This is a genomic window from Aurantimonas sp. C2-5-R2, from assembly GCF_036549495.1.
GTDB classification, from domain to species: domain Bacteria; phylum Pseudomonadota; class Alphaproteobacteria; order Rhizobiales; family Rhizobiaceae; genus Aurantimonas; species Aurantimonas coralicida_A.
The window spans coordinates 32,824-53,221 of the sequence record NZ_JAZHLJ010000021.1; the positions used below are offsets into that span (position 1 = coordinate 32,824).

A 20,398-nucleotide genomic window follows, 5' to 3' on the forward strand; every position below is an offset into this window, starting at 1 on the left:
GTGCTTGATCGTGATTTGCACGCGATGGTCGCGGCCGATATATTTGACGGGCGCGTGCCTATGCAAGGGAGCCGCAGTCATGAACATCGAAATTCTGCAGCCGAAGGCCTTCGATCTTGTGGGAAGCCGCATCCTCATCGCGGGCAACGCGGTCGGGTTTGAAAGCCATCTGACGATCAGGGTCAGCGACGGACATGACGAGGTGACAGCCGCTGCCACCGCGGGTTCGCTATCCATCAGGCAGTTCCAGGCCGCCGTCGACATCCCGTCCGATGCCGCCTTCACGCTGAGCCGGCTCTTCGTCACCGTCACCGACGACAGCGCTGGCGGCCCCAACCCGCCGACCGTGACCGTGCCGGTTCTCTACGGTCCGAAGATCCTTCCGGGATATGTCGGGTATTGGGAGCACATGGTGATCAGCGGCGAGACGCTCTCGGCCCTGGCGAACCGGTACTACGAGGATGCCTCGAAATACCCGGTCATCCAAGCGGCCAATCAACAGTTTGTCGCCGATCCGAACCTGATCTTTCCGGGACAGTTGCTAAGAATCCCGCGGGACTTCTGAACCGGTTGGAACGCGCCGCCCTCTGCGTCGATCGGGTTGAATGCTGGGGTCCCACCTGGCGACGATGAGGTCTATTTCGTTTTTTCCGTCCTATCCGTAGGCACCGGGTCGAGGCCCGCGGTCCCGAACGGGCCGCAGCGGGCAACCCGCAGCGCGCTCAGGAACCCGCCTCGTATCAGCCCGTGCCGGGCCACCGCCTCATAGGCGTATTCCGAGCAGGTCGGGATGTGCCGGCAATGGCCACCCACGAACGGCGAAAAGACGATCTGGTAGAAACGGACGAGCGCCATTCCGACCAGGCGGCCCGGCGTCCGTTGCCAGGGCCCGTCGTAATTGCGGCTCAAGGGTCGAGCGCGGTCGCGCAAACCCTTGGGCGCCGCGTGATCGGGTTTTTGGTCAGACTTGCACATCACCAGACCAGTTCGACGCGCTTGTGGAACCGAAGCCCGGCGTAGCAGTCATGCCGCCGCGCTCTCGTCCTTGCGGGCGATCTGATCGAGCGCGTCGACCACCGCGTCGAAGGTCAGCATGGTGGAGGCATGCCGGGCCTTGTAGTCGCGGACGGGCTCCAGATATTTCAGATCCTCGAAGCGGCCCGACGGCGGTGCTCCGTTCTCCTTCAGCATCCGGCGCATCGTCTCACGGACCGCACGCAATTCGTCAGGTGTAGCGCCGACGATATGGCTGGCCATCACCGACGACGAGGCCTGTCCGAGCGCGCAGGCCTTCACCTCATGGGCGAAATCCGACACGACCCCGTCGGCGAGCTTCAGATCGACCGTCACCGTCGAGCCGCAAAGCTTGGAGTGCGCGGTCGCGCTCGCATCCGCGCTGTCGAGACGCCCGATCCGGGGAATGTTGCCGGCCAACTCGAGAATGCGGGAATTGTACACGTCGTCGATCACTGCAACACCATCCGTCGGCTTCGGCCGTTTGCCCTGTCATTTCGCTTTTTCCGAAACTATATAGTTGCTCGGGCACCGGTTCGAAAGTCGCCGTCCTCGGTCGCATTGTCATGACCCGGTGGCGCCGGAAGTGGGGTAGGTGTGGACAGGATATCGATTTCGAGCCGTAATGACGCTCCGGCGCAGGCTCCAGACCAACATTCCCTATGGATTGCCGCACGAATTCCGACTGGCACGGAGCGAAGCAAGATGGACGCTGTCGTCAAGAAATTTCCCGACGTTGCCGACGAGAGGCACACCGAGCGGCCGAGCCGAGCGGAAGCGGAGGCGGCGGTGGAGACGTTGTTGCGCTGGGTCGGCGAAGATCCGACCCGTGAGGGCCTGCGCGAAACCCCGGCCCGCGTCGTGAAATCCTATGAGGAGCTGTTCGGAGGCTACCGACAGGAAGCCGGCGACGTTCTCGGCCGCACCTTCGAGGAAATTTCCGGCTACGACGACATGGTTCTGGTTCGCGACGTGGACTTTCATTCGCACTGTGAGCACCACATGGTGCCGATCATCGGCAAGGCGCATGTCGCCTATGTCCCGGACGGTCGCGTTCTCGGCCTGTCGAAGATCGCGCGCGTCGTCGATATCTATGGTCGCCGCCTGCAGACGCAGGAATCGATGACCGCGCAGATCGCCACGGCTATCGTCAGTATGCTTCGGCCCAAGGGCATCGCGGTGATGATCGAAGCCGAACATATGTGCATGTCGATGCGCGGTATCCGGTCCAAGGGCTCGCTGACCGTGACAACGTCGTTCCAGGGCGTCTTTGCCGACGATGGCGAGTTGAAGGGGCGGTTCTTCTCGCTGACCGGCCACCGGGTGTGAGAATGGCGATGTCGGACAAGCAGGTGTTTGATCGTCCATCAGCCGACGCGAGTGAACAAGAGGAAGGAACCCGGCTTCGGCCGCGATTCGACGCGGCCGGCCTCGTCACCGCCGTCGTCACCGATCACGCCTCCGGCGAGCTCTTGATGGTCGCCCATATGAACGAACGGGCGCTTGAGGCGACCTTGTCGACAGGATTGGCGCATTATTGGTCGCGTTCGCGCAACACGCTCTGGAAAAAGGGCGAAACGTCCGGCGCCCTACAGAGCGTTCGCGAAGTCCGCGTCGACTGCGACCAGGACGCCGTCTGGCTGAAAGTCGCGGTCGCCAAGCCGAACGACACTTGCCACACCAGCCGCTCGACCTGTTTCTATCGTGTCGTCGCGGACGATGGGCAGAGCCTTGCGGTTCGCGAGACGGGAGATGGTCCCGTCGCCTCTTAATCGGATGATCAGACCTTTGCCGTAGCCTCACATTAGATAAACGGAGAACAATCGGGGGCGACGCAAGATGCTTGATAGGGTCTTCGGTTGGGGGGCGGAACCTCCCCTAGCCAGCTACGCACCTCGAGAGACCGCGACGCGGCGCTCCCCAGGCATCGCGCTGGCCCTCGGCGGCGGAGCGGCCCGCGGATGGGCGCATATCGGCGTCCTCAGAGCGCTCGACGAATCCGGCATTCGCATCTCCATGATCGCCGGCACGTCGATCGGTGCCCTCGTGGGCGGCTGCTACCTGGCTGGAAAACTCGACGATCTGGAAACGTTTGCCCTGTCGCTGACGCGACGAGGAATGATGCGGTTTCTCGATCTGCGCTTCGGCGCGGGTGGACTGATTGGCGGGATGCGGCTCAGCCGTCGCCTGTCGGAATCGCTGGAAGGGATCCAGATCGAGGATTTGGACCGTCGCCTCGTCTGCGTCGCCACCGAGGCGCAAAATGGTCACGAGGTGTGGATCGATTCCGGCTCCCTGATCCTGGCGATGCGGGCGTCCTATGCTCTTCCCGGTGTTTTCGAGCCCGTCTCCTGCGGCAACCGGCGACTACTCGACGGCGCCCTCGTCAACCCGGTTCCGGTGAATGTGTGCCGCGTCAACGAGGAAAAATTCGTCGTCGCCGTGAACCTGCACTACGACCTGTTCGGACGCGCGGCGATCGTTCGCATGCGGGCCGTCGCGGATGATGTTGCGGATGACGGAAGCGCATCGCCGCAGGGACTGGGGCTGACCGATATCGTAACGCCAAGGTTGGAAGGCGCCTCTCCCCGGAGAGAGAAACTCAGCATCGCGCGCTCCATGGTCGATGCGTTCAACATCATCCAGGACCGTATCTCCCGCGCTCGCCTTGCCGGTGATCCTCCCGACCTTTCGCTGCAACCGCGCGTGCGCGACATCGGCCTTTCGGAGTTCTTCCGGGCCGAGGAGGCCATCGCGCTCGGATACGAAGCGACGAAGAGCCGGATCGGCGAGATCGAACGAATGACCGACGTCGCCCTCGAAGCGGGCGGACGGTAGGCGACGACGGGTTTGTGTCCGGGCTGGCGCGAGGCCGACGCATTGCCCCACCGCCCATTTTCGCTTTCGTTCAGCCGGCGGCGATATATTCGCGCATCTCGTTGGCCTCGCGTTCCACTTCCTCGATGCGGCGTTTGACGACGTCGCCGATCGAAATGATCCCGACCAGCTTATCCTCCTCGCAGACGGGCAAGTGGCGGAAGCGGCCGTGGGTCATCAATTCCATCGCCTCGTTGATCGAGGTCGATTCCGTACATGTGGTCACCGCCATCGTCATGACGTCGCGCACGCTCTGAGAAATGCTGGCGACGCCAGACGTTCCGATAAGGCGAACGATATCGCGCTCCGATACGATGCCGGCGACCGCTCCCTGAGCGTCGACGAGGACGATGGCACCAATCTTCTTGCCCGCGAGTACTTGGACAGCCTCTTCCAGTGTCGCCTCTGGACGGAGTGTCACGACCTCCCGCCCCTTCTCTTCCAGTATCTGGCGCACGGACATGTCTTCAGCCTCCCCTTCGTGATCGTTTGGAAAGGTGAGCCAGAGTCGCGCGAACCGCAAGGGGCAAGGCGCGCGTGTCAGGGCAAGCGGACGCGCGAAAGGGGATCGAACAGGCGAAATGCCAGGAACCCGAACGCAAATCCGCCCAGATGGGCTTCCCAGGCGATCGCGCCACCGCCGAGCGCACCGCCCACTCCACTGCCGATCAGCAGGTTGGTCGCGAAAAAGACCCCGATGAAAACAAGGACGGTTCGGTTGGCCAACGCATCGGTGATCGGCACGACCGGCATGTCGGCCCGCGCCGGGTTGAACCGCGTCCGCCCCCGCCCCCCGAAGGCAAAACGGCAGGCTCCTCCCATCAACGCCGATACAATTCCCGAAGCGCCGATGACTGGAGCGACAAGGGTCGGGTTCAAGATCGCGAAAGCAGCCACGCCCGCGAGCGCGCCAACCCCCGAGAAGGCAACGAAACGAACGGTCCCGAGCCGCCGCGCGACCGGTGTCCCGAAAGCCAGCAGCCACACCGCGTTGACGCCCAGATGCGTCCAATCCCCATGCAGAAACGCATAGGAGAGTGGCGACCAGATATCGGCGCCGGCGGAACGCAACCCGCAGATTTCGTCAAGATCGCCGTAGCATCCGGGAATGAACGCGAAGTCGAGCAGCACATCGGACGCGGCGACGGGACCCAGGACGAAAACCCTGATCGCATGGACGGTCGCAAGAACCGCGATGAGGATCAGAATGATTGCCGGAACGTTGAAGGCCGGAGGATGCGGTCTTCGATCGAGGGTCTCATCGTCCGATTGGCCGGAATGGTGCGGGGTCACGCTTCGTGCTCCATCGTCGTTTCGGTCCTCGTCCACTGCTAGCCGACGACCGTGAGGGTGACGCATCGGCCCGCCGAACATGGGGCGCTGGACGTAAACTGACACCAATAGAAAAAACCGCCCCATAACATGGGGCGGCCAAAGGTCTGCGTGAATCTGAACTGGAAAACCAGGGAAGCGCAGGTGGGTGCTGCCAGACCGGATCGAAATCCGTCCTGCATCATTTGTAAGCCTTCCAGCGCAATTCGACAAACAGATTTGCAAGCGAGAGTTAATACGGCATCACCGCATCGCAGCATGACGATTCCTGCACCGATCGTTAAGCTTCGGGCTGTAAAAAGTCCCGGTAAGCGCGGTTGTGCGCGACCGTGGCGAAACGACGGTTGAGAGATTATGCAGGCTCAGGCTCAAGCACGGCAGACGGGATCGGATGAGCGGCGTCGCTTCAATCGTGTCGACGTCAATCTCCTCGGCCGCTTCATGCGGGAAGACCGAACCGAATATCCTTGCCGCGCCGAGAACATGTCCCCTGGGGACGTCGCGATCACCACCGCCGTGCACCCGTCCAAGGACGAGCGGATCATCGTCTACATCGATCATATCGGTCGATTGGAGGGCACGGTGGTTCGCGTTTTTGACGGCGGCTTTGTGCTCATGCTCAACAGCAGCGAACGCAAGCGCGAGAAGCTGGCCGCCCAGTTGACCTGGTTCGCCAACCGTCATGAACTCGATCTACCGGAAGATCGCCGCCATGAGCGGGTCGAGCCGCAAAACCCGTTCGTGGACGTGGTCCTCGAAGACGGCCGTCGCTACCAGACCCGGATCATCGACTTGTCACTGTCCGGCGCCGCCGTGACGAGCAGCGTTCGGCCCGCCATTGGCTCGCGGATTACGCTGGGCACGACGAAAGGACGGGTCGTCCGCCACCTCGAAGAGGGATTCGCGATCGAATTCGCCGCGATGCAGTCGCGCGAAACGATCGAACGCAGCATGCTCTGACAGCCTGACGGTATCTGTCCGGAACCCTTGGTGCTGAAGAATGCGTCGCCCAGGCGATATCGCCATGTCCGACTGCCCGAAATGTAAGTTCCTCGCCACCACGATAGGGCTGCGCCCCTCTTGCGAGCGGACCATTCTTGCCCCAGTGGCAACGAAGGTCATATGCCCCCATGCATCGACATGCACCTACGGCGTTCTAACGCTTTCATTGTGCATCGGAATTCTCGATGCCGGATACACTCTCTGATCCGATGCATTCACCGCTCGGTGCAAGCCCGGCGCCGTAAAGGCGCCGAGATGGCAAACCGTCGTTAACAGCGTTAAGCTTCCTGCCGCACATGCCCAGTTGGAGAATGATGAGCAACGCAATCCGGCGCGTTCTCAGGATCGGCCGGGGGGGGAGGACGACATGAACATGGACCGACGTGCATTTCTATCCGGCAGCGCCGCGCTGGGCGCCGTGCTGGCGATGCCTGGACTCGCGGAGACGCAAGAGATGTCGCTGCCTCCGCAGCCGTCTCGTTATCCCGATGACGCCTGGGTCGTTCTCGACCCGCGCTTTTCCCAGTACATGATCGGCAACACGCCGTTGCAGAGGCAGTGGACCGGCGCTCTTTGGGCCGAGGGACCCGCCTGGAACGGCGTCGGCCGCTACGCCGTGTTCAGCGACATCCCCAACAACCGGCAAATGCGCTGGGACGCGGTAACCGAGACGGTGACGCCGCTGCGCCACGTCTCCAACTTTTCCAACGGCAACACCTTCGACTTCGAGGGACGGCAGATCAGCTGTGAGCACTCGACCGCCCGGGTCGTGCGCTATGGGCGGGAAGGTTCGCCGACCGTGCTGGCCGAAACCTTCGAGGGCAAACCGCTGAACGCCCCGAACGACGCGGTGGTCCACCCGGATGACGGCGGCATCATCTTCACCGATCCGGGCTATGGCAGCCATTGGTATTACGAAGGCAATGTCCGCGAACTGGAACTGCCGACCAGCATCTATCACATCGATGCGACCAGCGGCGTGCTGACCAAGCTGACGGACGAGATTTTCAAGCCGAATGGACTCTGCTTTTCGCCGGACTACCGCATCCTCTACGTCGCGGATTCGGCCGCCACCCACCATCCGGAACCGGCCCGCATCATTGCCTGGGACGTCGAGGAGAACGGTCGCAAGCTGACGAACCGGCGCGAGTTCGCGACGCTGGAAAGCGGGTTCCACGACGGTCTGCGCGCAGATGTCGATGGCAATGTCTGGGCGGCGACAGGCTTTGCCGGAGAAGGGCAGGACGGCGTGCAGGTATATGCACCCGATGGCACCAAGATCGGCCAGATCAAAACGCCGGAAGGCTGCGCCAACCTCACCTTTGTCGGGGAACAGCGCAACCGGCTGTTCATGACGGCGAGCCAATCGATCTACACGATCTACACGGCCGCCCAAGGCGCCCATATCGCCTGAGGTCGCTCGACCAGCCCTGGGCCGTCGGCAATCACGAGATTGAACTGATGCCGCAGGTGCCAGGGCGCGCTCCGACGCGCGCCGCCACAAGCTGGCCTGGCTGGGCCCTCGGCGCCAGTCGATCCGGCGTCTCGGGCGCAGGCTGACTATGGCGCGGCTGCCCTGCCCCTCCTTCCCGACCTGCGTCAATCTATGCGGATCTGGCCAGCGCCTCGGTCGGCCGACACATCGTTTATGGTTGACGAAATCCCACTGGTCGGACGAAAATTCTCTTGAAAAGTTTTATGTTACCTAAAGTATAGAATCGATAGGAATCCGATAAAATTTGATATAATTTACACTACTACATTTTGTGTAGAAGTAAAACGGATGTGACATTCTCCCTGAACGAACGAGGAGAAAGAAAATGTCAAAATTCTTCAGCAAGATGGTGGTCGGTCTCGGATTTCTGACGGTGGTATTTTCCGCTACGTCGGCCTCCGCCCAATCCTCGGCCATGATCACCACGGGGATCACGTCGCAGCCGATCGGGCATTATGAATTCTGCAAGCGCTATCCGGGCACCTGTCAGCCGAACGCCTCGGTCGGCGTGGTAAGCCTGACCCGGGCGATGTGGACCAAGCTCGTCGAGGTCAACAACGCCGTCAATTCTTCCATTTTCCCGCGCACGGACCAGGACATGTATGGCGTCCCGGAAGTCTGGTCGTATCCGACGGTTCAAGGTGACTGCGAGGACTACGTGCTGCTGAAGCAATACATGCTCCAGCGCGAGGGAGTCCCCGCCTCAGCACTGCTGATCACCGTCCTGCGTCAGTCAAACGGCGAAGGCCATGCGGTTTTGACGGTCCGCACCGATCAAGGCGATTACGTTCTCGATAATCTCGACGATCGCGTTCTTGCTTGGAGCGATACGGATTACGAATATTTGAAGCGTCAGTCGGAACGCGATGCCGGCAAATGGCTCGCCATCGCCGACGATCGCAACATTCTGGTCGGCAGCGTCCGCTGAAATCGGCGTCCGCGCTGTCCTGGAACAATGGGCTTCGCGCCGGAAGCTGTTCCAGCCGGTTTGTCGGTATCCAAATCCCGGCGCGCCCTGCCCGCCGAAATCCCGTCACGCACCCCACCTCGCCGCCGCCAGGCGAGGTTCAGCTAGGCTGCTCAGGCTTTCCCCGTCCATGCCTGAACGGTCACGGAGCCGGCCCTTCTGGAAGGGCCGGCTCCTCTATCCACGATCACCAATACGCCGCGCCCCCCGCCAGTGAGGGACGAGCCGACCGGCCTAGCTGGGCGCCGTCGTCCTATTCCAGATCGATGTCGAGGATCGTCATGGTGAAGTGATACGACAGTTCACCCTCCTCCGTATCCTTCGCGAGCAACCCGACGAATTCACTGTTGAGATAGACCTCAGCCGAANTGGGCGCCGTCGTCCTATTCCAGATCGATGTCGAGGATCGTCATGGTGAAGTGATACGACAGTTCACCCTCCTCCGTATCCTTCGCGAGCAACCCGACGAATTCACTGTTGAGATAGACCTCAGCCGAATCGGCACTGCGCGCAAGCGCACGAACCTGGAGGTCGGCTCCTTTGAAACTTTGTCTCAGATAGGCTTCGAGCTTGCGTATTTCGTCGGGCTTCACATCGTTCTCCTGGACCAACTTCGAACGGCTGTAGCTAGGCCTCCGCTCGCAAATTCAATGCGCCGACGCAATCAATCTGTGCGGTCGAAGCTCTGATCCATGGCCCGGCCCGGCTCGTCGCAATCGTCGGTCTTGCCGATCACCCGCGCCGGAACGCCGGCCACGGTCGTGTGCGGTGGAACAGGCTTGAGGACGACCGAGCCGGACGCGATCTTCGAGCATTTGCCGATCGTGATGTTGCCGAGGACCTTCGCACCGGCCCCGATCAGGACGCCGTAGCCGATCTTCGGATGGCGATCGCCGAACTCCTTGCCAGTGCCGCCGAGGGTGACGTTCTGGAGAATCGAGACGTTGTCCCCGACGACCGCTGTGAAGCCGATGACGAGGCCGGTGGCGTGATCGAGAAAAATCCCTCTGCCCATCCGGGACGCCGGATGAATGTCCGTCTGGAACACGGCGGACGATCGCGCCTGAAGATAGAGGGCGAAATCGCGCCGGCCCTCGTTCCAGAGCCAGTGCGCGAGCCGATGCGTCTGAATCGCGTGAAACCCTTTGAAGTAGAGCAGCGGCTCGATGTAGCGCTCGCAGGCCGGGTCACGGTCGAACACCGCTTGGATGTCGGTTCGCAACGTCGCGCTGAACTCCACGTCGGATTCCAGCATGTCGGCGTAAGCTTGCGCGATCACGATCGCCGGCACGTCCGGATGATCCAGCCGTTGTGACACGCGGTGGATCAGCGCCGCCTCAAGGCTTCGCTGGTTGAGAATGGTGGCGTAGATGAAGCAGGACAGAACCGGTTCGCGCTCCGCGACCTCAATTGCTTCCGTGCGCACTTTTGCCCAGATCGGATCGACGGCCTGGATCTTGTCCTGGACCTGCGGGCTGCTCTTGCTCATGACGCTCTCCCGAGACGGCGCTTGGGGAAACCTCGATGGTTCCCGCATTCGAGTACAGATAGGCGAGTTGCCGCCCGAGGAAAAGTCGGGGGGCCTGCAGGCCCTGTCCAAGCGATCGTGAGCGCGTATGCGACACCTCTGGTCCGCCCCAGCCGCGACGCCGGACATGGGCGAAAACGGCCTCGATAGGGCGTCAGGCGTCTTCGCTCATAAATCGGAGCACCTCGGCCTTGAAACGACGATCGCCGACGGACTGCATATGGTCGCGGCCCTCGATAGCGAGCACGCGCGCATTCGGCATCAGTGCGGCCAACCGATGCGGTGAGCCGGCGATGTCGTCCGTCGTGCCGACGCCGATCAACACCGGTTGCGCGATCCGGCCGACCTCCGCTTCCGTCAGTTCCTTTCGGGACGTCGAGATGCAGGCGGCCAGCGCCTCCCTGTCGCTGTTCGTTCGATCGGCAAAAGCCCGGAACATGCGGCCGCGCGGATCTTTGACATCCTCCAGCGAAGGGGCTCGCAGCGCCGCGGCGATCGGGTCCCAATCGCCGACGCCGTCGACGAGGCCGAAACCCAGGCCGCCGAAGACGACGCGCACAAAGCGCTCGGATGCGGCGAGCGCCCCAAAGGCCGCGACCCGCGCGCCCATGGAATAGCCGAACACCGTGGTAGCCCGAACCTCCAGATGGTCGAGCAGCGCCACCGCGTCGCCGGCCATTTTCTGGGGCGTGTAAGCCGCCTCATCCGTCGGCTTGGCGCTTTGGCCATGACCGCGATGATCGAAGGCGACGGCCCGGTAGCCAGCGTCGGTCAGCGTCCTGACCCAGCCGGTATCCACCCAGTTGACCCGCGTCGACGACGCGAAGCCGTGCAGGAGCAGGACGCTTGGAGCTTCGCGATCGCCCGCATCGAGAAATGCGAGTTCAAGCCCGTCGCTGATGAAATGATCCATGATGGGCGCAGCCTCGCATTCGTATCCCGTTGGCGGCGTGAAGTCCGCAAACGTTTGGATAAGCACCAAGTGGCGTCATCGCCACCCCTGTTCATTCCGTTCCACCGACACTATGGTCCGCGACGTTGCGAACCATAGCCGAGAGTGAGCCGCGATGGCTGGACACGTGATTCCCCATTTTCAGAACGACGCAGGCTACGACACGATCGAGGTCGGGGTGACGGAGTTCATGTGCTGCGGCGCCAATCCGCCGCACGATCATCCCCATGTCTATCTCGACATGGGCGACGAGAGCGAAATCGTCTGCGGCTACTGCTCGACCCTCTATCGGCTGAACACGGCGTTGAAAGCCACGGAAACCAGCCCGGCCGGTTGCGGCTTCGGAGAAAAGGCCGCTTAGGTCCGTGTCCGCGGCCGACCGGGCGCGACCGATCACGATCATCGGAGCGGGAATCGGCGGACTGACAGCAGCGCTGGCGCTGGCGGATCGTGGTTTCGCGGTAGAAATCTTCGAACGCGCGCCGCAGATGCAGGAAGTCGGCGCCGGTCTCCAGCTTTCCCCGAACGCGTTGAGAGTTCTCGGCCGGCTCGGACTCATGAAGGACTTGCTGGTCCATGGCACGCGCGCTCGTGAGGTAATCTTGCGCCGGGCGTTCACCGGTCGGCCGATCGCCTCGGTCCCGGTCGTCGCCAGCGACGGCATGCCCTATGTATCGATCCACCGCGCCGACCTGCAGGCAGTTCTCCTGCGCGCCGTCGACCGTTCCCCCGCGATCACGCTTCACCTTGGGGCTACGCTCCAGGCGCTGACCCCGGCGCGTGGCGGCCTCGATCTCTGGTTCATCAGCGGCGAGGGTCGGCACAGACTTCAGGCCAGCCTGGTGGTCGGCGCCGATGGCGTGCGCTCGTCCATCGCGCGCCGGCTGGGGCTTGCGGCGGCCACACCCAGCGGCGCGATCGCCTGGCGCGGCTACGTGAGCCGCGACAACGGCGGCGGCCCGCCGCCTGGCATCACGGCGTGGCTCGGCCCCCGGCGTCACGCCGTCGCTTATCCGATTTCCGGCGGGCGCGAGACGAACCTCGTCCTCATCGAGCCAATGAAGCGAACGACGCTCGCCGATCCGGCGGGGCTTGCCTACCGCTTCCGCTCATGGGATCGGCAACTTACATCGATGATCGCGGCGGCCGGCGACATGACCGGCTGGCCTTTGAACGTGGTGCCGCCGGACCGGCCCTGGCGCCATCTCGACGATCGGCTCATTCTGATCGGTGACGCGGCTCATGCCATGCTACCGTATGCTGCGCAGGGCGCCGGCATGGCCATCGAGGATGCAGCGGTGCTCGCCGACGCCCTGGCGCGGGCACCCAGCCGGAGCGCCGCGTTGGCCCACTACGAAGCCGAGCGGAGGCCCCGCATCGCCAAAGTCCGCCGTCGCGTCGCCTTCCACCAGCGCGTCTATCATCTGCCCTGGCCGCTCAATCTGGCGCGCGACGCCGCACTCTCATTGCGATCGCCGGACAGTCTTCGGGACGAGCTCTCTTGGCTCTATGATTGGAGCCCCCCGGCCGATTCTGAAGACAGCGAGACGATTTAACGAAACCCCGAGCGATCTCAGGCGTTGTGCGTGCGTCTGGACAAACTTCGACGCTTTCCTAGCTAGCGGCGATCGGAGTGGACGCCGACAACTGGTCGGGATGCCGATTAAAGGTGCATGGGAGTGCCGAGGCGTCATCCGGGTCTGCAAGGGACTTATTTCAACAAAGGTAAAAGATATGCCGAATTTCAAGAGAACCGGCAGGCTGGTTGGCGTGGCCGCGCTTGCCGCTTCGACCGCGATCAGCGGACCGATTGCGGCCTACGCGCAGGACTCGGCCGCGTTCCGCGTCGCCCAGGCCGACCCGACCGCATGCGATCCGGCTGCCGTGGCACCCGATCCGGCAGCCTGTGAACCGGCGCCTGCCGGCGAGACAGTCCCTGCCGAGGTGGTCCCTGCTGAACCAGCCCCCGCCGAGGCACCCGCGGCCGAGGCCCCGGCCGAACCAGCCCCCGCCGAACCGGCTCCTGTCGAGGAAGCCCCTGCTGAACCAGCCCCGGTCGAGGAACCCGCTGCCGAGGCTCCCGCCGAGCCTACGCCCGCCGAAGCGGCTCCTGCGGAGGAAGCCCCTGCTGAACCAGCCCCGGTCGAGGAACCCGCTGCCGAGGCTCCCGCCGAGCCTACGCCCGCCGAAGCGGCTCCTGCGGAGGAAGCCCCTGCTGAACCAGCCCCGGTCGAGGAACCCGCTGCCGAGGCTCCCGCCGAGCCTACGCCCGCCGAAGCGGCTCCTGCGGAGGAAGCCCCTGCTGAACCAGCCCCGGTCGAGGAACCCGCTGCCGAGGCTCCCGCCGAGCCTACGCCCGCCGAAGCGGCTCCTGCGGAGGCAGCACCTGCTGAACCCGCGCCGGTTGAACCCGCACCCGCTGCCGAGGCTCCGGCCGAACCAGCACCCGCCGCGACAGAGCCAGCCGCAGCGCCCGCGGCAGCTCCGGTCGAAGATCCCAAGCCCGTGTCGGCCGAGATACAGGAAGCCCCTGTCCCCGCCGGCCAGATCAGCGCAAGCGACGCACAAGTGCAGCAATTGAGCCAGCCTGTCGAAGTGCCCTCGATCACTGCGGAGCAGGGAGAGCGGATTTCGGCACCGGCGGACGGCTCGTCGCAGACCACCATCAACGACAACAGCACGACCAACAACGCGACCGTGAACAATACGACTGTCAACAACACGACTGTGGTTGGGCAGCCGGAACTTCCGCCCGGCGCCGAAGTCGTCGAGCGTGTCGGCGATCGGGACATCCTGTCGATCGTGGGCGCCGGCGTCGCTGGCGCGCTGGTCGGTGGCGCCGCCGCCTACTTCATCCGCGGCAATGACGACGACCGTATCGCGGTCGACGCCGAGGAGCGCTACTATGAGCGTCTTTCCAGTGGGCGGACCCGCCAGACGGTGGTCCGACCGAACGGCATCCAGGTCGTGACGATCACCAACCGGTATGGCGACGTGATCCAGCGCTCCCGGATTCTGCCGGACGGACGCGAGGTCGTTCTGTTCTACGATCCTTACCAGGACGGTGCCGAACGCCCGGACTATTACTATGATCCGGCGGCGGATCTCGCTCCGGTCGTTCTGACAATTCCAGAAGACCAATACATCGTCGACGTGACGGAACCGGACGAGGAACTGTACTATCGCACGATCGTCGCACCGCCGGTCGAGACCGTCGAGCGGATTTACTCGATCGATGAGGTCAGACGCTCCGAGCGCATTCGCGACAAGGTGCGCCGTATCGATCTCAATACGATCAAATTTGCGTTCGGCTCCGCCGCGATCGAACAAAGCGAAGTCGACAATTTGCAGGCGCTGGCCGACGCGATCGTCCGGGTCATCAAGGAGAATCCGGCCGAGACCTTCCTGGTCGAGGGGCATACCGACGCGGTGGGCAGCGAAATCGCCAATCTGGCGCTGTCCGATCGCCGGGCGGAGGCTGTCGCCTCGGCGCTGTCGCAGTACTTCGACGTACCGCCGGAAAACCTGATCACGCAGGGCTATGGCGAGCAGAACCTGAAGGTCAAGACGCAAGCGGCGAACGCTGAGAACCGGCGTGTCACGCTCCGGCGCATCACCGCGCTGGTGAAACCGGTCGCAACGACCGCCAAGCGCTAGTCAGACGGATTCATATCCGGCACACCGACCGGCGGCCCTCTGGGCCGCCGGTTTTTTATTGGGCATCTGTGAAGGGCAGCAACGAGCGCGGCATCATACCTATCTGCGGTGGTAGGCAACAACTCGACCGGCCACTCCCGGCACCTTCACGCCGATACCCGGCGAGGCGCGATGCGGCGCATCGGGCGAAGTCGCAACGCCGCAAGGCGCGCCGAGCGCCTGACCTGCGGTGGGGCTTTGAACCGGGTCTGCCAGGGGGCGTTCTACCGAGCCCCGCGCGCCGCGCCTGGCCGGACACCCCCGTTCGGCATCCTCGAACAGGTCTCTGTCACCGCACGCCGTTATCAGTCGTCTTCGTCCGGCGTTCGTTTTGTTTCGGCCGATAGAAAATCGCCGAGCGGCGCGAGCGGTTCGACATAGCTGGCGAAGACCTTGATAGCGACCATGACCGGGACTGCGAGGAACATGCCGACCACGCCCCAAATCCAACCCCAGAACGCCACCGAGAGGAAGACGGCGGCGGCATTCATCTCCAACCGTCGGCCGACGATCGTTGGCGTCACGAGTTGGCCTTCGATTGTCGTGCAGGCGAGGTACAGCAGCACTGGAACCAGAGCTTGGGCCAAGTTGCCGAAATCGGCGAGAGCGATCACCCCGACAATCGCCATGCCAATCAGCGCACCGATATAGGGAATGAAGTTGAGCAGCATCGCCAGAGCGCCGAAGACGACGGGAGTCGGCATGTCGACCCACCACAACAGCGTCCCGACCGCGATCCCGAGAGAGGCGTTGATCATCGTGATAGTGAACAGATAACGCGAGAGTTCGCGCTCGATGTCGTGCGCGATGTGAAGCGCGCGCTTCTTGTCGGCCAGCGTCGGCATCGACCGTATGAGTTTCTGGTAAAATAGGTCGCCCGAAGCGAGAAGGAAAAACAAAAACACCAGAGTGAAGCCGACAGAAGCCAGCATCTGCGGCACTGCGGTCGTGGCATTGTCGACGAGGCCGGGGTTCTTGACGACAACCTCATTGTCCTCCGCCCCTCCGGCGGCGCTTTTCGCGGTTTTCTCAACATTCTCCTGTGCCGAGCGGAGGCGTTCGAGCCGGTTCTTGACAGTCCGCATCTCCGCATCCACGGCCGCGGCGTAACGAGGCGCGTCGTTGACGATCTTCGCGATGGGATCGCTGAGCATGTAGAAGCCTGAAATCAGCGTCATCGTCGTGCCGATCACGAGGACGAACGCAGAGATCGGCTCCCAGATTTTCAACCGGCGACGCAGGAATCGCACCACCGGGCTCATCACCAACGCGAACAGCAGGGCAATGATGACCGGCAGCACGAAGCTTGCCGTCAGATACAATCCGCCGAACAGGAGGATGAAGAAGATTCCAATGATGGCCCAACTCGGGGTGGACGCGATTGCCTGCGCGTCGACCAGTTCGATCGTCGCGGGAACAGGAGCCGGCGACGGCGCCGCTCTGCTTTCGGATGTTCGCTCGGACAAATCACCAACCCTCGCGCGAAATGTTCATCGAAATCCGGGGAACCGAAGTCCTGACAGGCAACATCGCGTCCGCGCAAGACGTCACGTTGCTGCCCCGCACGGCGTCGCTTATCGAACGCCGATCATCTGCACGACCAGGCGATTCGCGTAAACGCGCCCGACGACCAGGTCAATGAAGGATCTGCGAGAGGAAGAGCTTGGTGCGCTCGTGTTGCGGATTGGTGAAGAACGGCTCCGGCTCGTTCTGCTCGACGATCTGGCCGGCATCCATGAAGATCACACGATTGGCGACCTGGCGTGCAAAGCCCATCTCGTGGGTCACGCACAACATCGTCATTCCCTCTTCGGCGAGCCCCACCATAACATCGAGCACTTCCTTGATCATCTCCGGGTCGAGCGCCGAGGTCGGCTCGTCGAACAGCATGATTTTCGGGCTCATGCACAACGATCGGGCGATGGCCACGCGCTGCTGCTGGCCGCCGGAGAGCTGGCCGGGGTATTTGTTCGCCTGCTCGGGGATCTTCACCCGCGACAGGTAATGCATGGCCACCTCTTCGGCCTTCTTCTTCGGCATCTTGCGCACCCAGATCGGGGCCAGCGTGCAGTTCTCCAGAATGGTCAAATGCGGGAAGAGATTGAAATGCTGGAACACCATGCCGACTTCGCGCCGCACCTCGTCAATCTTCTTCAGATCGTTGGTCAGCTCGATGCCGTCCACGACGATGCGGCCTTTTTGATGCTCCTCCAGCCGGTTGATGCAGCGGATCATCGTCGATTTGCCGGATCCCGACGGACCGCAGACGACGATGCGTTCACCCGTGCGAACGGTCAGATTGATGTCGCGGAGAACGTGGAATTCCCCGAACCACTTGTTGACGCCCGAGAGTTCGACGGCGATCTCGTCGGAGACCTGCATCGGTGTCGGTTGCGCCTTGGTTTCGGTATCGACAGCCATGGTCGGATCCTTAGAGCATCGGAAGATAATATGGACGCGGTTCTGTTTCCCGGTTCGCCGAGGTGATCCACGCGGAGGGCGGCGACAAACGTAGCGGCGCTACGGTCGAGCCGGCCGACAAAGTGGGCACCCGGCGACCGGAAACCCACCCGCCTGTTTGCCTTTGGCAAACGGCAGGTCTTAGAATCCGCCGATCGACCTCACCGCGCCATCCGGCGCGGGGCGACCGGTGGGCCAGGGGCTTTCGGGACAATTCCTTCGGGGTTCGTCTTGGCCGTAGCGCCGCTACGACCTGCGCCGATCCCCTCGACCTTGTCCAGAAATCCCTCTGGCAGAACGCATTCATATTGTCGTCCGATGCTCTAGCGTGTGTGTCCGGTATCCAGTCGCCGCTCAGTGTAGATCGAGTAGCGCGACATGGAAAAGCAGAACAACCAATAAATGAACGCGGCGAAGACGAGGCCGGTCGCCGGCGTGGAGGGGGTGATCCAGCTTGGATCGTTGAAGCCACGGCGCACCGTCCCGAGAAGGTCGGCCAGACCGATGATGTAGACCAGGCTGGTATCCTTGAAGAGCCCGATGAAGGTGTTGACGATTCCCGGAATCACCAGTTTCAGAGCCTGCGGCAGGATGATCAGGCGCATCTTCTGCCAGTAGGTCAGCGCCATGGCGTCGGCGCCTTCATACTGACCTTTTGGTATGGCCTGGAGGCCGCCGCGGATCACCTCCGCCATGTAGGCCGCCGAGAACAGCGCGACGCCGACGAGTGCCCGCAAAAGCTGATTGAAGCTGACGCCCTCGGGCAGGAACAGCGGCAGCATGAAATTCGCCATGAACAGGACGGTAATCAGCGGCACGCCGCGCCAGAACTCGATGAAGATCACCGAGAATAGCCGCACCGCAGGCATGTCCGATCGCCGGCCGAGAGCGAGGATGACACCCAGCGGAAGCGAGGCGGCGATACCGCTCAGCGCGACGACGAGCGTCAACATCAGGCCACCCCACAGATTGGTTGGCACCGGCCGCAAGCCAAAATTGGCGGTCATCACGAAGACAAAGAGAACGACCGCGACAATCGGCATCAGCAGGCGGAGTCGACTGATCTCTTGGGAACGGAATCCGGTGAGGACAGCCACCGCTATCGAACCGAGGCTTGCCAGAAACGCGACAAGCGTGAGCGTCGAGAATCGCAGATCAAGGAAATCGACCGAGGCACCGCTGACAATCTTCGACAAAAACAGCGCCAACACGCCGAACAGAGCCAACCCGACGGCAGTCTTCATCAGGCTACCGAAACCGATCTCCGGGCGCGATGCCACATCGCTGATCGTGATGGCGGCGGCGATCAAAAGCAGCAGCGTCACCCCGCCGCCGGAGAACGAGAACCGCCCGCCGGTGAGGAGGATCAGCGTCACCACCGGATAGACCGCGAACAGCAGCATCGCATTGATCCGCTTGAACGGAATACGCGGTATGGCGATTCCGGCAACGAGCACGATCAGCATTACCACCGACACGTCGATCCGCCAGCGCGCACCGAACGGATAGACGCCGTACATGAACTGGCTGAATTTCGCCCCGACAAAGGCCCAGCATGCGCCCCCCTCCCCGAGGCAGGCTTCCCGGTCGCTTCCCGTGAAGGTGGCGTCGATCCAGGCCCAGTTGACGATGTTCCACGCCCCCCAGACAATGATCAATCCTGCAAGGATGCTCAACACCGAATCGAGCGGCGTGGCGAACAGGTTGCGGCGGGTCGTTCCGATGATGCCCCTCTCGCTCGGCGGGGGCGGGAGCGGCTGTTTCTGCTCGGTCGCGACGAAGCGGGCGACTTGTTCTTCCATGGTCCTGCGCGCCCTTCATCAACGCTCGACGAGCGCCATTTTCGAGTTGAACCAGTTCATCAGCAGCGAAACCGTGATGCTGATTCCCAGATAGACGACCATCCAGATGACCACGACCTCGATCGACTGACCCGACTGGTTGAGGACCGTCGATCCAACCGCGACGAGCTCGGGATAGCCGATCGCCAGCCCGAGGGAGGAGTTCTTGGTCAGGTTGAGGTACTGGCTGGTCAGCGGTGGGATGATCACCCGGAAGGCTTGCGGCACTACGACCAGTCGCAGCAATTGCCCGCGCTTCAGGCCAAGCGCCGACGCCGCCTCGGTCTGCCCCTTGGAAACCGAGAGGATGCCGGCGCGCACGATCTCGGCGATGAAGGCAGCCGTATAGATCGACAGCGCCAGCAACAGCGCGATGAATTCCGGCCGGAGCTGGAAACCGCCGGCCAGGTTGAACCGGCTCGCCTCTGGAAACTCTAGCGCGGCCGGCACGCCGGTCACCAGGAACACGACGACCGGTAGCCCGACGATCATCCCGATCGCGGGCCAAAGCACGGGCGTGCGCTCGCCGGTGGCCAATTGCTTCTTCCGGCTGTAACGGGCGAGCCACATCGTCGCCAGGATGCCGACCAGGAAAGCCGCGAAGGCAGCCCAGGCAAGCGGCTGGAACAGTACGCTCGGGATCTGCAGGCCGCGATTGGTGAGATAGACCCCAATCGGGCTTTCCGCGACCCCACGCGGTCCGCTCAGAACGGAGAGAACCCCGAAATACCAGAACAGAATAACCAGCAGCGGCGGAATATTGCGGAACGTCTCGACATAAATGGTCGAGAGCGTGCGGATGAGAAAATTGTGCGACAGCCTGCCGATTCCGACCAAGAAGCCGATGATCGTCGCCACGATAACACCGCTCGCCGCGATGATCAGCGTGTTGGCGATGCCAACAAGGATCGCTTGTCCGTAGGTGGAATTGCTGGAATACGCGATCGGCGTCTGGGCGATGTCGAATCCGGACCGGGATTCCAGGAATCCAAAGCCTGATGCAATATTCGCTGCGGCGAGATTTTGCGCGGTGTTGTCGATGATCCACCAAGCGAAAGCCACCAGACCGACAACCAAGAGGACCTGGATCACGATACTGCGGAAGGTCGGATTGGTCAGAAGCGAGTCACCGCCACGCTCGCGTGACGACGGATGGATGTCGGCGGTCATTTCGGTTCCCAAGCGGTGCACAAAATCTCGCTCCCGCCACCCGATGGGCGACGAGCGTCAATGC

22 protein-coding genes are annotated in these 20,398 nt (G+C 62.7%); 10 read left to right on the forward strand and 12 right to left on the reverse strand.

What is annotated here, in order from left to right; all coding sequences use genetic code 11:
• Positions 1 to 79: 79 nt before the first annotated feature.
• Positions 80 to 565, forward strand: a complete 486-nt coding sequence (locus tag VQ044_RS11540) for a LysM peptidoglycan-binding domain-containing protein (RefSeq protein WP_327647396.1) — start codon at positions 80 to 82, stop codon at positions 563 to 565.
• A gap of 71 nt (positions 566 to 636) precedes the next feature.
• Here the strand turns inward: VQ044_RS11540 and yidD are convergent, their stop codons facing one another.
• Together yidD and VQ044_RS11550 are read right to left on the reverse strand one after the other, a co-directional pair.
• Complete coding sequence (yidD, locus tag VQ044_RS11545; RefSeq protein WP_327647395.1) at positions 637 to 975, reverse strand: membrane protein insertion efficiency factor YidD; 339 nt, start codon at positions 973 to 975, stop codon at positions 637 to 639.
• Positions 976 to 1,023: 48 nt separating this feature from the next.
• On the reverse strand, positions 1,024 to 1,470 hold the full coding sequence (locus VQ044_RS11550; RefSeq protein WP_327624887.1) for an iron-sulfur cluster assembly scaffold protein: 447 nt from the start codon (positions 1,468 to 1,470) through the stop codon (positions 1,024 to 1,026).
• Between the two features lie 249 nt (positions 1,471 to 1,719).
• On the opposite strand from VQ044_RS11550, the gene folE reads away from it, so the two are divergent.
• From folE to VQ044_RS11565, 3 genes are all read left to right on the forward strand, one after another.
• Positions 1,720 to 2,343 (forward strand): GTP cyclohydrolase I FolE, encoded by a 624-nt coding sequence (folE, locus tag VQ044_RS11555; protein WP_327624888.1) that lies wholly within the window; start codon positions 1,720 to 1,722, stop codon positions 2,341 to 2,343.
• Positions 2,344 to 2,351: 8 nt separating this feature from the next.
• The gene (gene hisI / locus VQ044_RS11560; protein ID WP_327647394.1) at positions 2,352 to 2,786 is read left to right on the forward strand and encodes a phosphoribosyl-AMP cyclohydrolase; all 435 of its coding nucleotides are present in this window, start codon (positions 2,352 to 2,354) and stop codon (positions 2,784 to 2,786) included.
• Between the two features lie 67 nt (positions 2,787 to 2,853).
• Positions 2,854 to 3,852, forward strand: coding sequence for a patatin-like phospholipase family protein (locus VQ044_RS11565; RefSeq protein ID WP_327647393.1), 999 nt, complete (start codon positions 2,854 to 2,856; stop codon positions 3,850 to 3,852).
• Positions 3,853 to 3,922: 70 nt separating this feature from the next.
• Here VQ044_RS11565 and VQ044_RS11570 read toward each other — a convergent pair whose 3' ends face one another.
• A complete protein-coding gene (locus tag VQ044_RS11570) occupies positions 3,923 to 4,354 on the reverse strand; it encodes a CBS domain-containing protein (RefSeq protein WP_327624891.1) in 432 nt (143 codons plus the stop codon).
• A gap of 77 nt (positions 4,355 to 4,431) precedes the next feature.
• A complete protein-coding gene (locus VQ044_RS11575; protein WP_327647391.1) occupies positions 4,432 to 5,184 on the reverse strand; it encodes a rhomboid family intramembrane serine protease in 753 nt (250 codons plus the stop codon).
• A 393-nt stretch (positions 5,185 to 5,577) separates the two neighbouring features.
• Here VQ044_RS11575 and VQ044_RS11580 point away from each other — a divergent pair, with 393 nt between their 5' ends.
• The 3 genes from VQ044_RS11580 to VQ044_RS11590 all read left to right on the forward strand — a co-directional run bounded on the left by VQ044_RS11580 (position 5,578) and on the right by VQ044_RS11590 (position 8,648).
• Positions 5,578 to 6,183, forward strand: a complete 606-nt coding sequence (locus VQ044_RS11580; protein ID WP_327624893.1) for a PilZ domain-containing protein — start codon at positions 5,578 to 5,580, stop codon at positions 6,181 to 6,183.
• 409 nt (positions 6,184 to 6,592) lie between these two features.
• Positions 6,593 to 7,639 (forward strand): SMP-30/gluconolactonase/LRE family protein, encoded by a 1,047-nt coding sequence (locus VQ044_RS11585; RefSeq protein ID WP_327647389.1) that lies wholly within the window; start codon positions 6,593 to 6,595, stop codon positions 7,637 to 7,639.
• A 406-nt stretch (positions 7,640 to 8,045) separates the two neighbouring features.
• Complete coding sequence (locus VQ044_RS11590; RefSeq protein ID WP_327647387.1) at positions 8,046 to 8,648, forward strand: transglutaminase-like cysteine peptidase; 603 nt, start codon at positions 8,046 to 8,048, stop codon at positions 8,646 to 8,648.
• Between the two features lie 292 nt (positions 8,649 to 8,940).
• Here the strand turns inward: VQ044_RS11590 and VQ044_RS11595 are convergent, their stop codons facing one another.
• The 4 genes from VQ044_RS11595 to VQ044_RS11610 all read right to left on the reverse strand — a co-directional run bounded on the left by VQ044_RS11595 (position 8,941) and on the right by VQ044_RS11610 (position 11,128).
• Positions 8,941 to 9,081 carry a DUF3126 family protein gene (locus tag VQ044_RS11595; protein WP_442880619.1) on the reverse strand — a complete coding sequence of 47 codons (141 nt, stop codon included), beginning with the start codon at positions 9,079 to 9,081 and terminating at the stop codon, positions 8,941 to 8,943.
• Positions 9,071 to 9,280 carry a DUF3126 family protein gene (locus VQ044_RS11600; protein WP_327624896.1) on the reverse strand — a complete coding sequence of 70 codons (210 nt, stop codon included), beginning with the start codon at positions 9,278 to 9,280 and terminating at the stop codon, positions 9,071 to 9,073. The genes VQ044_RS11595 and VQ044_RS11600 overlap by 11 nt, the downstream gene beginning before the upstream one ends.
• A gap of 71 nt (positions 9,281 to 9,351) precedes the next feature.
• Entirely contained in the window at positions 9,352 to 10,176 is an 825-nt protein-coding gene (cysE, locus tag VQ044_RS11605; RefSeq protein WP_327647385.1) for a serine O-acetyltransferase, read from the reverse strand.
• A gap of 193 nt (positions 10,177 to 10,369) precedes the next feature.
• A complete protein-coding gene (locus VQ044_RS11610) occupies positions 10,370 to 11,128 on the reverse strand; it encodes an alpha/beta fold hydrolase (protein WP_327647383.1) in 759 nt (252 codons plus the stop codon).
• Positions 11,129 to 11,282: 154 nt separating this feature from the next.
• On the opposite strand from VQ044_RS11610, the gene VQ044_RS11615 reads away from it, so the two are divergent.
• From VQ044_RS11615 to VQ044_RS11625, 3 genes are all read left to right on the forward strand, one after another.
• Positions 11,283 to 11,528: a zinc-finger domain-containing protein gene (locus tag VQ044_RS11615; RefSeq protein WP_327647382.1), complete on the forward strand. Its 246-nt coding sequence runs from the start codon at positions 11,283 to 11,285 to the stop codon at positions 11,526 to 11,528.
• A gap of 4 nt (positions 11,529 to 11,532) precedes the next feature.
• Positions 11,533 to 12,723 carry an FAD-dependent monooxygenase gene (locus VQ044_RS11620; RefSeq protein WP_327647380.1) on the forward strand — a complete coding sequence of 397 codons (1,191 nt, stop codon included), beginning with the start codon at positions 11,533 to 11,535 and terminating at the stop codon, positions 12,721 to 12,723.
• A gap of 178 nt (positions 12,724 to 12,901) precedes the next feature.
• Positions 12,902 to 14,824, forward strand: a complete 1,923-nt coding sequence (locus VQ044_RS11625; RefSeq protein WP_331827671.1) for an OmpA family protein — start codon at positions 12,902 to 12,904, stop codon at positions 14,822 to 14,824.
• A gap of 344 nt (positions 14,825 to 15,168) precedes the next feature.
• Here VQ044_RS11625 and VQ044_RS11630 read toward each other — a convergent pair whose 3' ends face one another.
• From VQ044_RS11630 to VQ044_RS11645, 4 genes are all read right to left on the reverse strand, one after another.
• Positions 15,169 to 16,329 (reverse strand): AI-2E family transporter, encoded by a 1,161-nt coding sequence (locus tag VQ044_RS11630; RefSeq protein ID WP_327624903.1) that lies wholly within the window; start codon positions 16,327 to 16,329, stop codon positions 15,169 to 15,171.
• Between the two features lie 169 nt (positions 16,330 to 16,498).
• Positions 16,499 to 17,284, reverse strand: coding sequence for an amino acid ABC transporter ATP-binding protein (locus VQ044_RS11635; RefSeq protein ID WP_327624904.1), 786 nt, complete (start codon positions 17,282 to 17,284; stop codon positions 16,499 to 16,501).
• 362 nt (positions 17,285 to 17,646) lie between these two features.
• Entirely contained in the window at positions 17,647 to 19,125 is a 1,479-nt protein-coding gene (locus VQ044_RS11640) for an amino acid ABC transporter permease (protein ID WP_327647376.1), read from the reverse strand.
• A gap of 18 nt (positions 19,126 to 19,143) precedes the next feature.
• A complete protein-coding gene (locus VQ044_RS11645) occupies positions 19,144 to 20,334 on the reverse strand; it encodes an amino acid ABC transporter permease (protein WP_327647374.1) in 1,191 nt (396 codons plus the stop codon).
• Positions 20,335 to 20,398 lie beyond the last annotated feature (64 nt).